Here is a 17,717-nt window from a genome sequence, read left to right on the forward strand (position 1 = left end):
CGCTGGGTCTTCCGCGCTTCTCGTGCCGCTGCCCTCCACCGGTGCGGCGGTGGAGGGCAACGGTGGTGCGTGGTACGCGGTTCACCGCGTGGGAGGTGTCAGGGGCAGGTGACGAGGATGATGGAGATGGCGGTGCAGGTGGCGGTGGCGCTGTCGTTGGCGGGGTTGGGATCGGTGGGTGCGGAGGCGGTGCGCAGGCCGGTGACGGTGACCGGGCCGAGGGTCAGCACGCTCAGCGGGACGCGGAACGTCTTGTTCACGCTCGTCCCGTTGGCGATGGCCCCGTAGGCGCACGTGACCGTGGTGCCGGAAACAGTGCATCCGGGGGAGAGGTTCGTTGCGGTGGTGCCCGCGGGGAGGGCCGCGGTGAGGGTCGCGGAGGTGACCGCGTCGGGGCCGGTGTTCAGGGCGGTGAGGGTGTAGCTGAGGTAGGGCACGAGGATGCCCAGGTGGGGCTGCGCGACGAGGTTGACGTCGATGTCGGCCTGCTTCGGCGACGGCTTGGGGAAGAAGGCGATGTCGTAGGGGCTGTTGAACCCGGTGATGGTGGCCGTGACCGTGTTGGTCGCGGTGCTGATCACCGAGACGGTGTTGTCGTTCAGGTTGGTGGAGTAGGCGGCGCTGCCGGCGGGGTTGACCCTGGCTTCGGCGGGGGCGGCGCCGACGGGGACGGTCGCGGTCACCGCGTTGGTGGCAGTGCTGATGACTGTCACGTCGGAGCCGCCGTTGTCGGCGACGTAGGCCCGGGTTCCCGAGGGGGTGAAGGAGACTCCGTTGGGGGCTGACCCGACCGGAATGGTCGCGGTCACGGTGTTGGTCGCCGTGCTGATCACCGAGACGGAGTCGTCGGCGCTGTTGTTTGTGACGTACACCGTGGTCCCTGACGGGCTGACCGCCACCCCGGAGGGGGAAGAACCGACCGGGACGGTCGCAGTGACGGTGTTCGTCGCGGCGCTGATCACCGAGACGCTGGCCGCGTAGTTGTTCGTCACGTAGACGGTGGCGCCCGACGGGCTCACCGCCACGCCGTTCGCGCCGGCCCCGACGGGCACGGTCGCGATGACCGTGTTGGTCGCGGTGTCGATGACGGAGACCGAGTTGCTGCTGTTGTTCGCGACGTAGGCGCGGGTCCCGGCCGGGTTGACCGCCACCAGCACGGGAGTGCTCCCGACCGGGATGGTCGCGGTGACCGTGTTCGTCGCGGTGTCGATCACCGAGACGGTGTTGCTGCCGAGGTTGGTGACGTAGGCGCGCGGCTGCGTCGGGTTGACCGCGACGCCGATGGGCTGGCTGCCGACGGTGACGCTGCCGGTGATCGTGTTGGTGTTCGTGTCGAGCACCGAGACGGTGTTGCCGCCGGAGTTGGTCACGTAGGCCAGCGGGCCGTTCGTGGCCTGGGCCGGTGCGGCGAGCGCCACCAGGCCCGAGACGGCCAGAGCGGTCCCGGCGGCGAGGGAGATCAGCCGCCGCCCGAAGCTGGCCAGGATACGGCGTGGTCTGGCGGGTGCAGAAGTCACAGGACTTCCCCTTCATCGAGTCCGCACCCGACGGCGGGTCCGAAGGACCCGGAAACCGGCAGCGGTGCGGTCGCGCGGCCCCACCCCGCGGTCTAGACCACTGGGTCCGAGGGCCTCGTACAGCGCGCACCGCGCCACCACTCTGGGCACGCTGCACACCTCGCGCACCGCTGCGGCAGGAACGAGCACCGCAACAGCCCTACCCCGCCCGCACACCGGCAGAGCCGACGTCCGGCGAAGTCACCACATCCTTGCGACCCGACAACGTCAGCGATGCAGAACCTCCATAGTTGTCCGCTTCCCGGCAAAAGCTGACGCACCGGTTGCTTGACGCCGCCGGGAGGGCGGCCGTGTGTGAGTTCTCACCGGGTGGCGGGGCTATGCCAGGCTCGGGGTGTTCGCAGAGCGCCTCCGGATACCGACCACCAGCACATGTGTGCCTGGTCGTCGGGATAGGCCCCGCGAAGCGGCCCGAACCCCTGTCTCGTTGTACCTGTCGGTGCGGCGTATCCGTCCCAGTGCCGCAACGTCAGGAGAACACCGTGCGCTTGCGTTGGTCCGTCCCGCTGCCCGGTCCGCTGTCCCTCGGCGGTTCCGTCCCTCTCTTCGGGGGCCGGAGCCGAGGCGGTGGTTCCGGTGGCGGAGCCGCCCTCTTCGTCGGCGTGGTCAAGCTGGTGGTCTGCCTGCTGGTAGCCGAGGCGTGGATCGCCTGGTGGTCGGTGAAAGGCTGGTACATCCTCGGTGTCCTCGCGCACCGGAGGATCACCGGCCGGCCCACCCCGATCTGGCGTTCCCCCGGCGGCTGGTGGTAGCCGCCGGAGTCCGCGGCTATGACGGTGACCTCGCCGACCGGCTGCCTCTGCTCTCCAGGATCCGTGCCAGCCTCGCAGGTCGCCGCTATAACCAGGTCGGGGTTCGGCCGGTGCGGCGACCTACGGGCGGGATGTCAGAAGTCGTAGGGACCTCTGCCGGCTGGGAGTGCAGGTCCCTTGCTTGCGAGGACTGGCCGGGAAGGCCGTTTGCGCAGCGGGGGTCAGGCGGCAGCGAGGCTGATCTGGTCCTTGAAGATCACCCAGTGCTGGCCCTGGTCCTTCGCGTCGCACGGCTTGGTCGAGACGTTCGGGGTGTTCCACGCGTTGCTGAAGCAGTAGGCCGGCGCATAGGTGAGGGCGATCTGCTGGCCCGAAACATTCCAGTACTGTCCCTGGTCCTTGGGGTCGCACGGCTTCACCGAGACGTCCGCGGCGTTCCAGGTGTTGGCGAGGCAGTAGGCCGGGGCGTTGGTCAGGGAAATCTGGTGGCCCGAAAGGGTCCAGTGCTGGCCCTGGTCCTTCGCGTCACACGGCTTCGTGGACACGTTTGGGGTGTTCCAGGCATTCGCGAGACAGTACAGCCCGGGAGCACGCAGGGCCGGGGAAGCCGCTTCCACGGCCTGTGCCCCGGCAGTCGGCAGGAAGGAAGCGGTCAGCGCCAGAGCTGTGAGAGCGAGTGTCTTGCGGATAGCGATTGCCATGCGAGGAAATCCATCCTTGCTAGAGAAGCGGGATTCACGCCCGACCTTCGAGATGGATAGGCAACTCGGCGCCGAACGCAGAGTAATTACTACACCGCTCAAGGGTTGGCCAATGGTTCCTGCTTAGAATATTCATCCAAAAGATCCGCTACGTAAGATGACCCGAAAGTCGCTCAAAAGAAGCCAGAAAGTACACCAGGACACCCCAGTTACGGCACCGCCCCGGGATCCGCTCCACAGACCGGCTTTGACCGGTTGACCTGCGGGTTGACCTGAGAGTCTGGCTCAGATCTCGATCGAGGAGCAGCGACGACCGCTCACTGACGCGGAATCGTCTTCCGTAGCGGTTCGGATCCAGTACGTCCCCGAGAATTCGGCCCAAGCACGCCGCAATGCTGATGAAAATCCAGTGCGAAGTGAGGCCGGCCGAAGGGCAGCAGGACACGGGCCCCCGCCCGGCTTCACAGCCACCCTCCACGACTGCTTGTGAATGGGCACGTCGGTGGCATCAGATGGGAATCAGCCATGATGGCCACGTTTGTCCCTGCGCAGGCACCCCAGCCGTCGTGATCATGGCTGTCACGAGGTGACCGAGCTGCTGCCACTGGGTGCCAGTCCCGAAGACACCGGGCTGGCATGGAGGCGCCCGTCTACACCCTCTGACCGAGGGGCCTGAACATCCCCCGTGAGCTCGACCTCGGTGACCGGGCCCGCGCCCTGGACCAGCTCGGTGTCACTCCGATCTTGCTGGTGCTGCTGCTGCCGGGGAAGCTGGAGTCACCGTTGCGGGAAGAGCACGGCATCACCTTTGTTCGAGTACCTCGTGCTCAGCCACCTCTCCGAGGCCCCGGAGCGGAAGCTGCGAATGGGGGAGCTCGCCTTCCTCGCCAGCGGGTCGCTCTCCCGGCTGTCCAACGTCATCAAACGGTGCGAGCAGCGCGGCTGGGTCGTCCGGACCCCTGACCCGGCCGACGGGCGTTACACCCTTGCCGAACTCACCGACGCAGGCTTCGACATCGTGGACCGGGCGGCACCCACGCACCTGCGCGCGGTACGCAGTCTGGTCCTGGGCTCCCTCAGTACCGCCGACCAGAAGGCCCTCGCCCGGATCGCGGAGAAGATGCGTATCGTCCCCGACGACTTCGCATGAGGCCGCTCTATGCGACGATCCGGCGTCACGGCCCAGCGCACCGAAGCTGATCGCGGCGGCCAACGAGAGGGTGCAGGGCGCGAACATCCGCTCCCTGCACGTCCTGGCGCCCGCTCCCGTAGAGGCCGGCCCCGCCACGGCGGCCATCCAATCGGTCCCGCAGCCGACAGCGCCCGCCGCACCGATGCAGCGGGCAGGTCCGCCGGAAAGATACCGCGAGGTCATCGCCGCCCACCGCGCCACCTGGACCACCACCCGGCAGCACACCCGCCCCAAGATCCAGAAGCCGGCCGAACGGCAGCTCCGGGAACGGCTCCGGGAACCGGAGGAGAACTTCGCAGACGGCCGCCAGGCCCTCGAGGAGCTCTGTACCAAAGTGGCCGCCGAGCGGGCAGGTGCGCCCCAGCGAGGCATCCCGGGCACGGGCCCTGCAACGCCTAGCCGCCGAATCGGCAGGGTTGACCACGATCACCCCGGCTGCGGCCGCGCCGCAGCGGCTGAACCGTCCGGCGTGAGGCAGGTGTCCGGGGCTGTTCTCAGTGGTTCGCCGCGCGTACGCTCCGGCCATGACCACCACACCGAACCCGCGCATCAGCCGGCAGGACCAAGGGCCCGGATGGGGCATCATCGCCTCCTGAACGACCGCCGAGCTGACTTCCGGGGCCGCGGCGGCGACATGAGCGGGACTACCGGGGGAGTCCTTGACGATGGCGTTGGGGTGGCACCGGGCATGGAAGCCAGGTGTCAGATGTACCGGGGGTCGGCGTACTTGATCGCGCCTTGGACAGTGGAACAGGGCCACTTCCCGTGGCCCGCGAGCGGTCGCTCTCCCAACGGCAGACGAGACCTCGCGAACCTGCGTGCGAGCTTCATCGAGGGCGCGGTGGGCCTGTCCCCGCCCGCTGGAGTATCGGTCGCCATTCCCCGTGGGGTTGGGGCTGGATGGGCCTGTGCGACGGGCGGCCCAGGTGCGTACGTGTTCCTGTCGCTGTTGACGCCCGATGGTCGGGAGTCGCACCCCGTAGGAGACACAGATGCGCAAAGCAGTTCTCGTCGCGGCCCTGACCGCAGCGGTGTCCATGGTTGTGCCGGCATCGGCAGGCGCGTGGGCGGCCGGTCCGCTGCCCACGCAGGCCGTACAGGGCGGGCCCGGTGACACGCGGGAGCAGAAGGCAGGAGACGACGGGCTCGCGGTGATCGGCCTGACCTCCGGTCAGCGGCTGGTGGAGTTCCGCACCGGAGCGCCGTCCGAGCCCTGGCAGCTGGGCAAGGTCAGTGGGCTGAAGAAGGACACCAAGCTGGTCGGCATCGACTTCCGCGTGCAGAACGCCAAGCTGTACGGGGTCGGCGACAAGGGCGGCATCTACACCCTGAACACCCGCAACGCGAAGGCGACCAAGGTCTCGCAGTTGACCGTGGCTCCGGCCGGCAACTTCTTCGGAGTCGACTTCAACCCGGCGGCGAACCGGCTGCGCGTCATCAGCGACACCGGCCAGAACCTGCGCCACAACATCGACGACCCGGCCGCCCCGCTCACCACCACCGTCGACGGCCCGCTGACCAACCCGACGACGCCCCCGTCATCGGCCAAGGGCGTGACCGGTGCGGCCTACACGAACAACGACCTCAACGCGGACACCGCGACCTCGCTGTTCGACATCGACGCGACGAACGACCGGGTCTCGCTCCAGTCGCCCGCCAACGTCGGCACCCTCGTCCCCACCGGGAACCTCGGGGTCAACGCCGGCCCTAACGCCGGATTCGACATCTACTTCTCCCACCGGACCCGCACGAACCACGGCTTCGCGGCGCTGAGCGTCAACGGCGCTTACCGCTTCTACGAGGTCAACGTCCTGACCGGCCAGGCCGAGAGCATCGGAGAGTTCCCCCGAAACCACCAGGTCACCGACGTCGCGCTGCCCCTGAACCAGAGCTGAGCACAGAGGGCTTGGTGCCGGCCAGCGAGGCCGGCACCAATTTCCCGCCCCACACCAGCTCCTTCCACCACCGCCGTGATCAGCATTCGGACCTGCCGGTAGAGGCGCCGGTGTACAGCTCAGTCAGGTACTCGCGACAGCACTTCGGACACCGTGTCGGCGTACAGGGCCAGCTCCTCGCACCAATAGGTGAGCGCGTATCGCCATCCGTCTTCGCCGCCGGGGCGGGCTGGGCCGTCCGCAGGCAGCTGAGCGCGGAGGGAGCGTGCCGAGTTCGGGGCGGTCACCGCTCCCGGACGGTGTAGGTCAGATTCGTCACCCTCGGGGAGGGCTCCGCGCGGACCTGCTCCAGGGCCACGCGGGCCGCGTCCACGCCCTCGAACAGACGGATTCCGGAGCCGAAGATCACGGGTGACAGCGCGATGGAGAACTCGTCGATCGGGCTGGCGTTCACGTACTCCACGATCGTCGCGCCGCCGCCCGCGATGCGGACGTCGCGATCACCGGCGGCCTCGCGGGCCTGTTCGAGCGCGGACTCGATGCCGTCGTTGACGAAGTGGAACGTGGTCTCGCCCGGCAGCACCCAGGGGTCACGCGTGGTGGTGGTGAACCCCTCCGGCCCCCACCAGTGCGGCAGGTGTCGGACGTCGGTGAACGCCTCGAACACCAGGAGCGACGATGATCTGGGAGACGACGGTCTCACGGTCGGCTGTCGCCGACTGCGCCGGCGTTCCTTGTCCTGTCCTGCTCATCAGCTACTCCGCTTCACTCGTCTGCTTCAGGTCCCGCACGTAGGCGTCCAATCGGTCGAAGCTCTCGTTCCAGAACTGCTCGAAACCACCGACGTCAAGCAGGGGAGCCGGGCGGGTCATGCCCGATGACGATCGTGACGCCTGCTTTCGGCGGACACGGCCCTCGGCGAAGCAGTCCGGGGCGGTCGGTCGCAGAGCGCGAGACCGCGGTCTGGAAGGTGCGCGAGCGATCGATATCGGTGACCGTAGGAGGTCCCGGTCTCGGGGCTCGCGTTCATCCCTTCGGCACACCCGCGTTGTCGAGGGTGGCGTAGACGACGAGGTTGTCCCGGTACTCGCGGCGGCTGCGGTCGTAGGTGCCCGAGCAAGTGATCAGGTGCAGGGCGGGTGGTCCGCTGGTCGCATAGACCTGGCTGTCGGGGATGGCGTCCTTCCCGTACTGGCGCAGCGCCCGCACGGTGAAGGTGATGGTGGACCGGTCCTCCTGGACCATAGTCACTTCGTCGCCCGGGCCGATCGTGGAGAGTCCGTGAAAGGCTCCGGGGCCTGTGGCGGAGTCGACATGGCCGACGACGACCGTCGCGCCGGGGCCACCGGGGCGGGGACCGTCGCTCCACCACCCTATGTTTTCGGGCTCGTCGGGAACGCCGAGACGGCCGTCCTGCTGGACGCGCAGGCCGATCAGGGGCTGGTCGATTCCGATGGTAGGTATGCGGATGCGGACCGGTGGTGCGGGCGTCAGGTCGCCGGATGTCATGGCTTGGCCGGATCCCGGGTGAACGGGCAGGCTGCCTCTGTCCATCAGTTTTGGTACCTGTCCGGAGCCGGTGCTCAGAGTGGAGAAGCCGATGCAGGCCAGTGCTGCCCCGACGGCTATGGCGATCGTTCCAGCGGTTCCCCGCCTGCCGGGTATTCGCCGCAGTCGTGGGCGGCGGGTGGTGGTGGTGGCACGGGCCGGTCGCCCGACCCGCCGACGGCGGATCGGGCGACCGGGGAGGTACGGGCTGTTCATGCCTGGCCGGCGCCGCGTCGTCGGCGCAGGGCCAGCACTCCGGCCACGGCCAGGAGTGCCCCGCCGCCCAGGGCGGTGACGGGTGCGACGGGGAATCCGTCGCCGGAGGCGAGGCCGCCGAGGCCGGCGCCGACGCCGCCGTCGGGGTGGAGCGAGTCGGCCTGGTTGACGGCCGCGGTGTTGGGCAGCGCGACGTAGGGGAAGGTGTCACCGGGCTCGCGGTAGGGCGTGTCGACGGCGTCGCCGGCTGCCAGGGCGGGCACGATCTTCCCGGTCTGGGCGGCGCCTTCGAGGGCCTGGAGCTCGATGTCGACGACGTCGTCGTTGAGCCGGCGGCCGTTGGGGAAGCCGGCCAGGTCCTTGCCCAGGACGCCGAGGCGGTTGGGCTTGGCGGCCGGCGGGACGGCCATGTTCAGGCGCAGCATTTCCGCGGGAACGACCGCGGCCTTGTCGACGTCCTGGTTGAGGCGCTGCGAGTTGAGGTCCGCCTTGATCGGACCGCACTCCTTGCAGATCCCGGTGAGGAAGATCTCGACGAGGTCGTTGCGCGGGGTGGCGGGGGCGGGGACCTTGTAGATGTTCTGGATGAGCTTGGGGACGATGGGGTCCTTGACCTTGTCGACGACCGGGGCGATCGTGGCGTCCTTCTCCGGGCTGAGCGCGTTGAAGGCGTCCTTGTACTTCAGCGGTACGACGACCTCGTTGACGAGCGGGTTGCCCAGACGGGAGACCTGCCGCCACTCGTCGGTGTTCCCGTCCTTGGCACGCGCACCCCGGGCCCCGGTCGCCTTCGCGTCCTCGCTGTCCTTGCCGGCGGCGCCCGTGACGTCGGCTCCTCTACGGTCCGTGGTGGACCACACACCGATGACGGGGTTGCGCTTCGCGTCGCCCTTGAGCGCCAGCGTCGACTTGGGCACCTGGACGGCGAGGGTGTTGATGTTGTAGCCGGCCAGCGTGTTGTGGCCGGTCTCCGAGAGGTCGCCCCCGTACAGGAGGTCGAAGATCCGCAGGTCCAGGAAGAACGGGTCGGACGCCTGGCCGGCGAAGGTCGTCCCGCCGTCCGGCAGCGGAACCACTGCCTCCTTGCGCAGGGAGGCGTAGTCGGGCATCGACGCCTTGCCGACGTTCGAGGGCGCGACCGGGGAGTCCTTCAGGAGCGTCTTGGTGTTCCCGCTGCTGTCGGTGACCTTCAGGCTGTAGGTCTGCCGGAAGTTCAGGGTCTCGTCGTTGACCGACTTCACGACACCGGTGTTGTAGAGGAACTGGTCGGCGTCGTCGCGGACGTGGTCGGTGAACTCCCACGTGTACGTCGTGTCCGGCTTGCCGTTGCCGTCCGCGTCGATCTTGATGTTGTAGCGGGCGTCCTCGGCGAACGGGTAGAAGTTCGGACCGCCGTTGGGCTCCTGGAACGGGAGCCAGTTCGCCACCAGGGTGACGGTGTCGGGCTTGTCCGGACTGGTGAAGGCGTAGACATCGGTGTTGTCGGCCCTCGGGTCTCCGGCGATCAGCGGCGCTTCGCGGTGGCTGGAGGCCGAGCTGGAGGCGGGAGTGAGGCCGGTGACCGCTGCGGCGGTCAGCAGGGCCAGCGCGCCGGTGGCGGCGAGGGTGCGCTCGGCCCGGCGGGAAGCGGGGCGTCGTCGGAGCATGCGGGGAGAGTGCATGAGGGTCCGTTTCCGGTGAGAGCCGCTTGCCCTCCGGAAAGTCCAGGTGGGGCGGCTGGGAGCTGAAGCTTCCAAGGCCACGGGACCGCACGAAGTCGCTCTGAGTGACGATCGGTGCGGAAACAATCCCATCATGTGACTCTGGGTCGACTTCAGGTCACCATGAGGCAGACGGCACCGCAACGGCGGCTGAGCTGAATGGAGACGCACCTGCCTTCCGGCCCGCCGTGGCCGGATGCGCTCGAAGTGGCGTGAGTCAGGCGTACTGGATTTCTCCGGCGGCTGTCGAGGGCAGGGAGCGCAGCGAGCGCACGAGTTCGGGATGCGTGGCGAGATGCGCGGCGATGGCGGGGGCGGCGCCTTCGAGGAACGCAAGGTGCCGTACGGCGTGTGCCACGACGTGGTCCATCTCCAGGCTCGGAGGCGTCGGGTGGCCCGGCCGGGGGGAGTGTGCGATCACGTGCGGTTCAAGTAGTGGAGTGCCAGGGCGGTCAGGGGTGGGGTCCGGGTGGACGACATAGGTCAGGGTGATCCTGCCCTGGCGGGTGGCGCGCCAGCTGGTCGAGTGCACCACATGCGTGTCGTCGTCTCCGTTCAGAAGCGCGAGACTCCTCGCTGCCCGGTCCGGGTTCATTCCCCTGCCCAGCGCCGTGACGAGTCGGCGGTAGGTGAAGCCCTCGGCCGAATCGTGCCGCAGCAGCACCACCTCGACAGCGACCGGCGGCGCATCGGGCGCTTCGGGCGGGGTGAGCGGCATGGTGCACGGCTCCATCGTCGGCGGTGACCCCAGAGGGGAGGCGTCCTTCGATGATCTTATTGCAAACCATACGCAGATGCGCAATTCAGTCGAAAAGGGTCGCATCTTCTGCGTTTCCGCACGGGAACCGGCCTGCTGGTCGTCGACTTCCCCTTCCCACCGTCACTCGCTGCCCTGTGCTGAGTCGCGGACCTGGACGCCACCGGCTGCCACGGCCTCGCGCACCACATCGGCCAGCTCGTAGGCCCCCCCGTGCGAAGCCTCGTACGGAGCTCCAGCAGAGGGGTCACGATCCGCCCGAGTGTGCGCTCCGGTTCGCACAGACCCCGTCCGGCGGCTCCTGCGAGACGCCGGATCATGCCATGCAGAACCGTGCGGGCCCCTTCCCCACCCAGGTCTTCCTCCATGTCGGCGCTCCAGGCCGCGATCACCGACTCCAGCTCCACCGCAACGTCGGCCATTCTCGCGGCGTCCCTCGCCTTTTGGGCGGCGCTGAATCTCAACTCGGCCGCAGCAAAAGCTTCTTGGAGCGTGGCTGCGTCGTCCCCGGACCGGTGCGCGACGTCGCCGGCGTCCTCGGGGGACCGACGAGACGGGGGGACCGCTGCGGATGGTGTGCCTCTCACCAGGCCACGCAACTGCTCCAAGGGCAGCGTGGTGCCGCCGAACACCGGGGTGCTGATTCCCTTACGCCGGATCGTCATGGTGCCCCGACCCCACACCCGTACTAGCGAGGTATCGAGATCGACGATGACGGCTGTGTGCTCGTCGATGCCGAGGACGGCACTGTCGTCAGGCAGTCTCTCTTCCAGAGCGATGAGGCGGGGTTCGCCCAGGTAGCAGAGTCGCGTGTCGTGCGTGCCGCCCTCGGTGTTGTCGTAGTGCGGGATCACCGCTACCCGTAGTCCGAGCGTGCTCATCAGGTCCAGCCCGGGGAGCCACTCGGGGGGATGTCCGGCCTTGTAGATCTCGTAGACGGGCAGCGCCGCGAATCCCACCGTGCATGCCGCCGCGGAAGCCATGACCGTCACGCCGTACCCGCGGCTCACTCGCTCGCGGAGAATCTCTCCGAGGCGCATGGTGTTCCAGCGGCCCAGCGCGTACGACGGGCTGCCGGGACCGGCGAAGACCCACTCCGCCCTGCGGACTCGGTCGCGAACCTTGTCCGCGCCGCCCTCGCCCGAGGGGCCGTCGATCTCAGCGTCCGGAGCGACCGCGGTCGCGAGGCTCACCGAGCGACGGAAGTACTCCCTGGCGCGGGTGGAGATGTCGTCGCGGTTGACCTGAAAGCCGTACGGCGTCTCCAAGATCACCGCGTCGGCTGCGCGGGAAAGGTGGGCAGTGACCTCCCGATGCAGTGTGACCATGGTCGGGCTCGTCTCGCCGGAGCCCATCAGCACCAGAAGCCCGTGCCTAGCGTTCACATCAACCCCACCGCCTCCGCTCAGCTCATGGTGAGCAGACCTTCCATGAGTACCCGAGGAAAACCCGCCGCATGCTGATGCTCCGGGCGCGGACGCTTGGTTCGCCAGGTGCAAGGCGGAAGTCAGCCGTTGCCAGCGGCCGCGCGCAGGGTCAGGCCGAGGCCGACGGCGATGACGAGGAGTGAGGTGATGACGGGGCCGGTCCGTGCCAGCTTCCTGAGCAGGGTGTTGTGGCGGAGGGTCCGGGCCCGGTCGTGGTTCTCGATCCTTTCGCGCAAGCGGACGAGAAGGAGTCCGGCGAGGGTGAGGGTGGCGGCCATGCCGAGTCCGTAGCCGATGACGAGGAGGACGCCGAAGGCCGTACGCCCGAGGGCGACGGCGCCGAGGAGTACGACGAGGGCGGAGGGGCTGGGGACAAGACCGCCGGCGATGCCCATACCGATGAGGCCGGACCTGCTCGTACGCCGGGTCTTCTCAGGGGCCCTTGATGTGCCTGACAGGTGGTGCTCGTGGTCCGGCGGGCTGAGGGTCACGACCGCGGGGTTCGACCGAAGCTCCTCGGCCGGCGCGCTGTCGATCGCGGGGGCCGGTACGGCGGGCCCGTGGTGGTGGGGACGACCGGGCCCGTGGTCGTGGTCGTGGCTGTGGTGATGGCCGACGCCGCTGTGGCTGGGGCTGGGGCTGTGGCTGTGGCTGTGGCCGTGGTGATGGTGGTTGTGTTGCGGCCTGCCCCGGACCGCGCCCAGAAGGAGCCAGAGGCCGATGCTGGTGACGAGGAGGCCGCTAGCGGCACCGAGCCACAACAGGACGGTCTCACCCGCCAGATGAGTGGAGACCGGGAGGGCCAGTCCGAGGACGAGGACGCCTGCGGTGTGGGTGAGGGTGACGGTGGCGCCGACGGTGAGGGCGTCCCGCCGGGTGCCGCGGCGGCCCGCCAGGTAGGCGGCCATGATGGTCTTGCCGTGGCCGGGCATCGCCGCGTGGGACGCCCCGAGGACGAGCGCCAGGAACAGGGCCAGCAGTCCCACGGGCAGAGTGATCTCGCGGGCGCCGACGAGCGAGTCGAAGGCCCCGGTGACCTTGGCGAGCGCCTCGCTGACCAGAACCGCGCCGGGAAGGTCCGCCGCCATCGCCGGAAGGGCCCCCGCACCCTGCCCGGGTTCGCTGCGCAGTTCTGCCTTGCGCTGGTCCAGCGGGGAGGCGAGGGGGTCCTGCGGGTACTGGCGCAGTTCGCGGGTGGTGGACGCTGCCGGTACGTCGGTCCGGGTGATCCTGACGCCCTGGCCGGTCGCGGTCATCTCGTGCCAGCCGACGCGCTTGGTGTCGTAGTCCGTTTCGGCCCGGATGCCGGCGGGCTCGGTGAGGTCGGCCGGGCTGGTCAGCGAGCAGGTGAGGCGGCTGGTCTTGAGGCCCGCTTCCCCGTTCTCGTACACCAGGGTGGCCGAGGACCGCCTCCAGTCCGCCTGGGTACCGCCCACGCTCAGGTGGAGCTGTCCGCTCAGGTCCGAGCAGGTCTTCTCGGCGTGGACGCGCGATTCGTTGTCGCTGACCCTGCCGTTGTGATCGGTGTCGATGGCGGAGCGTTCCTGGAGGGCTGAGATCTCCGCATGGTCGACCACGACGTGGGCGTCGATCCGGTCGGGGCGAAGGACGAGGCCGGTGTGGTAGTTGACGCTGAAGTTGCCCAGGGGGTGGGCGGTGGCGGCGGGGGCGGACGCCACGCTCGCGACGGCGACGAGGGCGCCGGCGGCCAGGGTGGTGAGGGCTCGGCGCAGGGTGTGGTTCATGGTGTGGTGTCGATTCGCTGGAGCAGGTCGCGGGCGGTGTTGGCGTGCAGGGGGTGGAAGCCCGGCTCGCGCAGCGCTTCGGTCAGGTCGCGGCGGGCCGCGCCGGGGTCGCCGAGGGCGTGGTGGATGGCGGCGCGGTGGTAGCGGAAGAGCGCGCTGCGGGTGCCCTGGGCAAGGGCTTTGTCGGCCTGGACGAGGGCTTCGGTGTCCCGGCCGGCCCGGTGCAGGGCCCAGGCGTAGGCGTCGTGGACGGCGACGAAGGGGCGGTTGCGGAGGGTCTCCTCGGCCAGGGTGACAGCGCGTCGCGGGTTGCCGTGATCGGCTTCGAAGAGGATCGCGTCGGTGTCCGCCGGGTCGTTGGCGGCTTCCCGGATACGGTCCTGCGCGCGCAGGAGGCCGTAGCTCTCCTTGGCCCGTTCACGGTGGCCCAGGGACTGTTCGAGTTCGCCCAGGCCCAACAGGTAGTGCGGCAGGGGCGCGATCGCGACGGCCGCCCGGTAGTCGGCGACGGCCCGGGTGGTGTCGCCCAGAGCCAGGTAGGCGCGGGCCCGGGTCTCCAGGAGGGCCGAATCCGTCGGGGCGGTCCTGAGCGCGTTCTGCGTCCTGACCAGGGCCTGGCGGGGGTTCGCATCCTGGAGGTCAAGGGCTGCCAGAACACTGTGGGCGAACGACTTGTCGGCCGGGGTGGCCGCTGCCGCCAGAGACCGTTGCATCAGGGCGCGGGCCCGGTCGGTGTTCCCCTTGAGCTCGAAGGCGTAGGAGGCGCGGGCGAGGGAGGCGGCGTCCGGGCGTAGATCCGTCATCTTCTGGACGGCCTCGTCGGCTTCTTCGTAGTGGCCGAGTTGGGTGTGTGCGTCGGCGAGGACTCCGTAGGCGGAGGAACTGTAGGGCCCGCTGGTGGTGGCCTTGCGAGCCCAGCGCAGCGCGGTGGGGAAGTCGTGGCGTGCCGCGGCCAGGGCGCCCATGGCGGTCTCCGCGTCCGTGTTGTCCACGCTTTGTACCGAGAGAGAGGTACGCAGCGCCTTCTCGGCCCGGTCGTAGGTGGCCGGGTCGGCGGTGCTGCGCGCCTGCTGGACATAGGCCATCCCCAGGGCGGCCCAGCCGCCGGGATCCTTCGGCAGACGGGTCACCCGGGCCTGGAGCGCCTCGACCGACCCACGGGGCGCCCCACCCGGCTGGCCGATGCCAGCCGTACTGGGAGCGGTGCTCCCGCCGGGTGTCAGTATGACCGCGCCGACGGCGAACATCGTCGCGCCCAGAGCCAGGGTGACCACGATGCTTCGCAGCCGCCTGCCGCCTCGGGAGGGGGCCGGCGGTGGCGTGGACGTGGGTGCGGTGTGGTCCGGGTGCAACGAAAGGTCCTCCCCATGATTCGACGATGCCCGGGCCGGGGTGGTGCTCCCCGGCCCGAACACCTTCGTGGCCTCGATCCGTGTTCTGCTGCGGCCGGTCAGCTGTCCTTGCCGCGGCGGCGGAGACGGAAGCCGCCGACGCCGAGAAGGAGCGCGCCGGCGCCGGCGAGCGCGGCGGCTTGGGTGGTCTTCGTCTCGGGGGTCGCCGCGGTGTTCTCCATGGAGGACTGCTCGGCGGTGCGGCCTGCCGCGCCGGGGCCGCGGTTGACGTTCTTGGTGTGCGGCAGCGCGACGTAGGGGAACGAGGCGCCGAACGGGACCTCGTTGGCGTTCACCTTGTCGCCGTCCGCGAGTTCGGGGACGAGAACGCCGGTCTGGGCGGCGCCCTCGACGGCCTGGAGCGAGATGTCGATGACGTCGTCGGCGAGGCGTCGCCCGTTCGGGAAGCCGGCCAGGTCGCCCGCGAGGACGCCGAGGCGCTGAGGCTTGGCGGTGGGCGGTACCGCCATGTTCAGGCGCAGCTCCTCCGCCGGGACGATCTTCCTGAGCGACGCGTCCTTGTTGAGGCGGTGCGCGTTGAGGTCGGCCTTGATCGGACCGCAGACCTTGCAGATACCGGTCAGGTAGATCTCGAAGAGGTCCTTGCGAGGGGTCGGCGGGGCCGGGATGCCGTAGACCTGCTGGATGAGCTTGGGCAGGATCGGGTCGAGCACCTTGTCGACGACGGGCTGGACGGTGCGGTCCTGGCTGGGGTTGAGGGTGTTGAAGGCGTCCTTGAACTTCAGCGGGACGACGACCTCGTTGACCAGCGGGTTCCCGAGGCGGGATACCTGCTTCCACTGCTTCGCGCCGCCCGTGCCCTTCTGGTCGCGGGAGTCGGCGACGGTGACGCCCGCGCGATCGGTGGTCGACCACACGCCGATCACCGGGTTGCGGGAGGAGTTGCCCCGGAGGGCGAGCTGCTTCTTGGGGACCTGGATGGCGATGGTGTTGACGTTGTAGCCGGCCAGGGTGTCCTGCCCCCGCTCGCTCAGGTCGCCGCCGTACAGGAGGTCGAAGACGCGCAGGTCGGCGAAGAACGGGTCCTCGGCCTGCCCCGTGTACGTCTTGCCGCCGCCCGGCAGACCGAAGGTCGCCTGCTTGCGCAGGGCCGCGTAGTCGGGCATCGACGCCTGGCCCGTGCGGGACGGGGCCGCGGGCACGCCCGACAGAAGAGTCCGGCTCTTCCCTCCGGTCGTGACGACCAGGTCGTAGACCTGGCGGAAGTTCAGGTCCGGGTCGTTCAGCGAGGTGACCTGGCCGGTGTTGTAGAGGAACTGGTTCGCGTCATCGCGGTAGCTGCTGCGGAAGCACCAGCTGTAGGTGACGTCGGCGACACCGTCACCGCTGTTGTCGATCTTGATGTTGTAGCGCAGGTCGTCGCCGAACGCGTAGAAGTTCGGGCCGCCGTTGGGCTCCTCCATCGGGATCCAGTTCGCCACCATGGTGACGGTGTCGGCCTTGTCGGGGCTGGTGAACGCGTACACGTCGGTGTTGTCCGCCCGCGGGTCCCCGGCGATCAAGGGCGCCTCACGGTGGCTGGAGGCCGCGCTGAGACCCGGGGCGAGGGTCATCGCTCCCAGTCCTGCGGCCAGCGTGGTGGCACCGAGCACGAGCAGGGACCGGTCCAGGACGCGACGCGAACGGGGCCTGGCCTGTGAAACCTTCACGGCATTCCTTCTGTCTGCTGATCCCTGCCAGGCATGCGTCGGGGCATGCGGAAGCGCGGGGTGGGCTGATGGGGACGGCGTTCGGCGCCGCGGCGGGAGATTGCGAACCGAGCGGTCAGGCAGGAAAGGGCCGATCGACGGGGCGGCTCGAAACGCGGGCCCGTCTGCTCCCAAAGACTGCGCAGCCGTAGACAAGCACGCCGAAACCCCGGCCCGTACACACTGCGACCGGACTCCCAGGTCGGGCACGCGGTTCACGAAGGGTGAACAGGCCGGTGGGAGCGGTGATGCAGCCGAACGACACCCCAGGAAAATCCGCGACGACACAGGCGCCGACCACTGGGCCGAAAGGGGCACACCCGCCTTATTGCAAGCCACTCGCAATAAGATCTGCGGGAGAATTCACTCTTCCGGCGCACCGCGCTCAGCCGGGGGCCCTCAGCCAGGGCCATGATCCATCCCAGCGCTACTCTCTACCGCAACTAAAGGCTGTTGCAAAACTGGATGAACGACGAATATCCGCCATGATCCGAGTTCTCACAGGGGCGTCAACTTGCCCGCTTCTGGGAGTGCTCGTGACGCCGACTGTGAAGTGCTCCACGACCTTCAACCTCCTTCTGCAACGGCCTTTAGTCTTCTGAGTCAGGAATTCTGTTCAGATGTATAGGCTTGGTCTGTGGCGCGTACTGGGCGGCCGAAGGCCGAGTTGATCCTGTCCGACGAGGAACGGGCTGCGCTCGAGGGATGGGTGCGGCGTCGCTCCACGCCGCAGGCATGGGCTCTGAGGTGCCGGATCATCCTGGCTTGCGCGGAGGGTGCTTCGAACAAGGACGTCGCGGCCCGGCTCGGCTCGACTCCGCATGCGGTGGGCCGCTGGCGGGCGAGGTTCGTCGAGCACCGGATCGCCGGCCTGGGCGACATGCCCCGCTCGGGCGGTCCCAGGTCGGTCACCGACGAACAGGTGGCCGCGCTGGTCGCCAAGACCCTGGAGTCCGCCCCGAAGAATGCGACGCACTGGTCGACACGGTCGATGGCGAAGCAGACGGGTCTGTCGCAGTCGACGGTGTCACGGGTCTGGCGGGCGTTCGGTCTGCAGCCGCACCGTTCGGAGACCTTCAAGCTGTCGACGGATCCGTACTTCGTCGA

Annotated in this window: 13 protein-coding genes and 1 pseudogene; 4 read left to right on the forward strand and 10 right to left on the reverse strand. The window is 69.0% G+C overall.

The window, feature by feature from the left end; translation table 11 throughout:
- Positions 1-98 precede the first annotated feature (98 nt).
- Positions 99-1,517 carry a beta-propeller fold lactonase family protein gene (locus ACIRJT_RS37360; RefSeq protein ID WP_403918659.1) on the reverse strand — a complete coding sequence of 473 codons (1,419 nt, stop codon included), beginning with the start codon at positions 1,515-1,517 and terminating at the stop codon, positions 99-101.
- A 542-nt stretch (positions 1,518-2,059) separates the two neighbouring features.
- Here ACIRJT_RS37360 and ACIRJT_RS37365 point away from each other — a divergent pair.
- On the forward strand, positions 2,060-2,329 hold the full coding sequence (locus tag ACIRJT_RS37365; RefSeq protein WP_403918661.1) for a hypothetical protein: 270 nt from the start codon (positions 2,060-2,062) through the stop codon (positions 2,327-2,329).
- A 221-nt stretch (positions 2,330-2,550) separates the two neighbouring features.
- On the opposite strand, the gene ACIRJT_RS37370 is transcribed toward ACIRJT_RS37365, so the two are convergent.
- Positions 2,551-3,030, reverse strand: coding sequence for a ricin-type beta-trefoil lectin domain protein (locus tag ACIRJT_RS37370; protein WP_403918663.1), 480 nt, complete (start codon positions 3,028-3,030; stop codon positions 2,551-2,553).
- A gap of 741 nt (positions 3,031-3,771) precedes the next feature.
- Here ACIRJT_RS37370 and ACIRJT_RS37375 point away from each other — a divergent pair.
- A pseudogene (locus ACIRJT_RS37375) lies at positions 3,772-4,180 on the forward strand (MarR family winged helix-turn-helix transcriptional regulator); the annotation flags it as partial.
- Positions 4,181-5,214: 1,034 nt separating this feature from the next.
- Positions 5,215-6,117 (forward strand): DUF4394 domain-containing protein, encoded by a 903-nt coding sequence (locus ACIRJT_RS37380; RefSeq protein WP_403918665.1) that lies wholly within the window; start codon positions 5,215-5,217, stop codon positions 6,115-6,117.
- A 283-nt stretch (positions 6,118-6,400) separates the two neighbouring features.
- Here the strand turns inward: ACIRJT_RS37380 and ACIRJT_RS37385 are convergent, their stop codons facing one another.
- From ACIRJT_RS37385 to ACIRJT_RS37420, 8 genes are all read right to left on the reverse strand, one after another.
- A complete protein-coding gene (locus ACIRJT_RS37385; RefSeq protein ID WP_403918667.1) occupies positions 6,401-6,784 on the reverse strand; it encodes a dihydrofolate reductase family protein in 384 nt (127 codons plus the stop codon).
- Between the two features lie 359 nt (positions 6,785-7,143).
- Positions 7,144-7,626: a class F sortase gene (locus tag ACIRJT_RS37390; RefSeq protein WP_403918670.1), complete on the reverse strand. Its 483-nt coding sequence runs from the start codon at positions 7,624-7,626 to the stop codon at positions 7,144-7,146.
- 251 nt (positions 7,627-7,877) lie between these two features.
- The gene (locus ACIRJT_RS37395; protein WP_403918672.1) at positions 7,878-9,527 is read right to left on the reverse strand and encodes a DUF4331 domain-containing protein; all 1,650 of its coding nucleotides are present in this window, start codon (positions 9,525-9,527) and stop codon (positions 7,878-7,880) included.
- A gap of 271 nt (positions 9,528-9,798) precedes the next feature.
- Positions 9,799-10,299: a hypothetical protein gene (locus tag ACIRJT_RS37400; protein ID WP_403918674.1), complete on the reverse strand. Its 501-nt coding sequence runs from the start codon at positions 10,297-10,299 to the stop codon at positions 9,799-9,801.
- Between the two features lie 56 nt (positions 10,300-10,355).
- Complete coding sequence (locus ACIRJT_RS37405; RefSeq protein ID WP_403918677.1) at positions 10,356-11,666, reverse strand: hypothetical protein; 1,311 nt, start codon at positions 11,664-11,666, stop codon at positions 10,356-10,358.
- Between the two features lie 179 nt (positions 11,667-11,845).
- Positions 11,846-13,510 (reverse strand): nickel/cobalt transporter, encoded by a 1,665-nt coding sequence (locus ACIRJT_RS37410; protein WP_403918680.1) that lies wholly within the window; start codon positions 13,508-13,510, stop codon positions 11,846-11,848.
- On the reverse strand, positions 13,507-14,862 hold the full coding sequence (locus ACIRJT_RS37415; RefSeq protein ID WP_403918681.1) for a tetratricopeptide repeat protein: 1,356 nt from the start codon (positions 14,860-14,862) through the stop codon (positions 13,507-13,509). Before ACIRJT_RS37415 ends, ACIRJT_RS37410 begins: the two co-directional genes overlap by 4 nt.
- Positions 14,863-14,960: 98 nt before the next feature.
- A complete protein-coding gene (locus ACIRJT_RS37420) occupies positions 14,961-16,571 on the reverse strand; it encodes a DUF4331 domain-containing protein (RefSeq protein ID WP_403918684.1) in 1,611 nt (536 codons plus the stop codon).
- 676 nt (positions 16,572-17,247) lie between these two features.
- On the opposite strand from ACIRJT_RS37420, the gene ACIRJT_RS37425 reads away from it, so the two are divergent.
- On the forward strand, positions 17,248-17,717 hold a 470-nt coding region (locus tag ACIRJT_RS37425; RefSeq protein ID WP_403918687.1), incomplete at its 3' end, for a helix-turn-helix domain-containing protein.

Source organism: Streptomyces sp. NPDC102283, from assembly GCF_044766265.1.
GTDB lineage: Bacteria > Actinomycetota > Actinomycetes > Streptomycetales > Streptomycetaceae > Streptomyces.

Coding starts and splice junctions, on each gene's coding strand:
- ACIRJT_RS37370 (WP_403918663.1), bottom strand. CDS start 3,030: ATGGCAATCGCTATCCGCAAGACACTCGCTCTCACAGCTCTGGCGCTG.
- ACIRJT_RS37380 (WP_403918665.1), top strand. CDS start 5,215: ATGCGCAAAGCAGTTCTCGTCGCGGCCCTGACCGCAGCGGTGTCCATG.
- ACIRJT_RS37390 (WP_403918670.1), bottom strand. CDS start 7,626: ATGACATCCGGCGACCTGACGCCCGCACCACCGGTCCGCATCCGCATA.
- ACIRJT_RS37395 (WP_403918672.1), bottom strand. CDS start 9,527: ATGCTCCGACGACGCCCCGCTTCCCGCCGGGCCGAGCGCACCCTCGCC.
- ACIRJT_RS37400 (WP_403918674.1), bottom strand. CDS start 10,299: ATGCCGCTCACCCCGCCCGAAGCGCCCGATGCGCCGCCGGTCGCTGTC.
- ACIRJT_RS37405 (WP_403918677.1), bottom strand. CDS start 11,666: ATGGTCACACTGCATCGGGAGGTCACTGCCCACCTTTCCCGCGCAGCC.
- ACIRJT_RS37410 (WP_403918680.1), bottom strand. CDS start 13,510: ATGAACCACACCCTGCGCCGAGCCCTCACCACCCTGGCCGCCGGCGCC.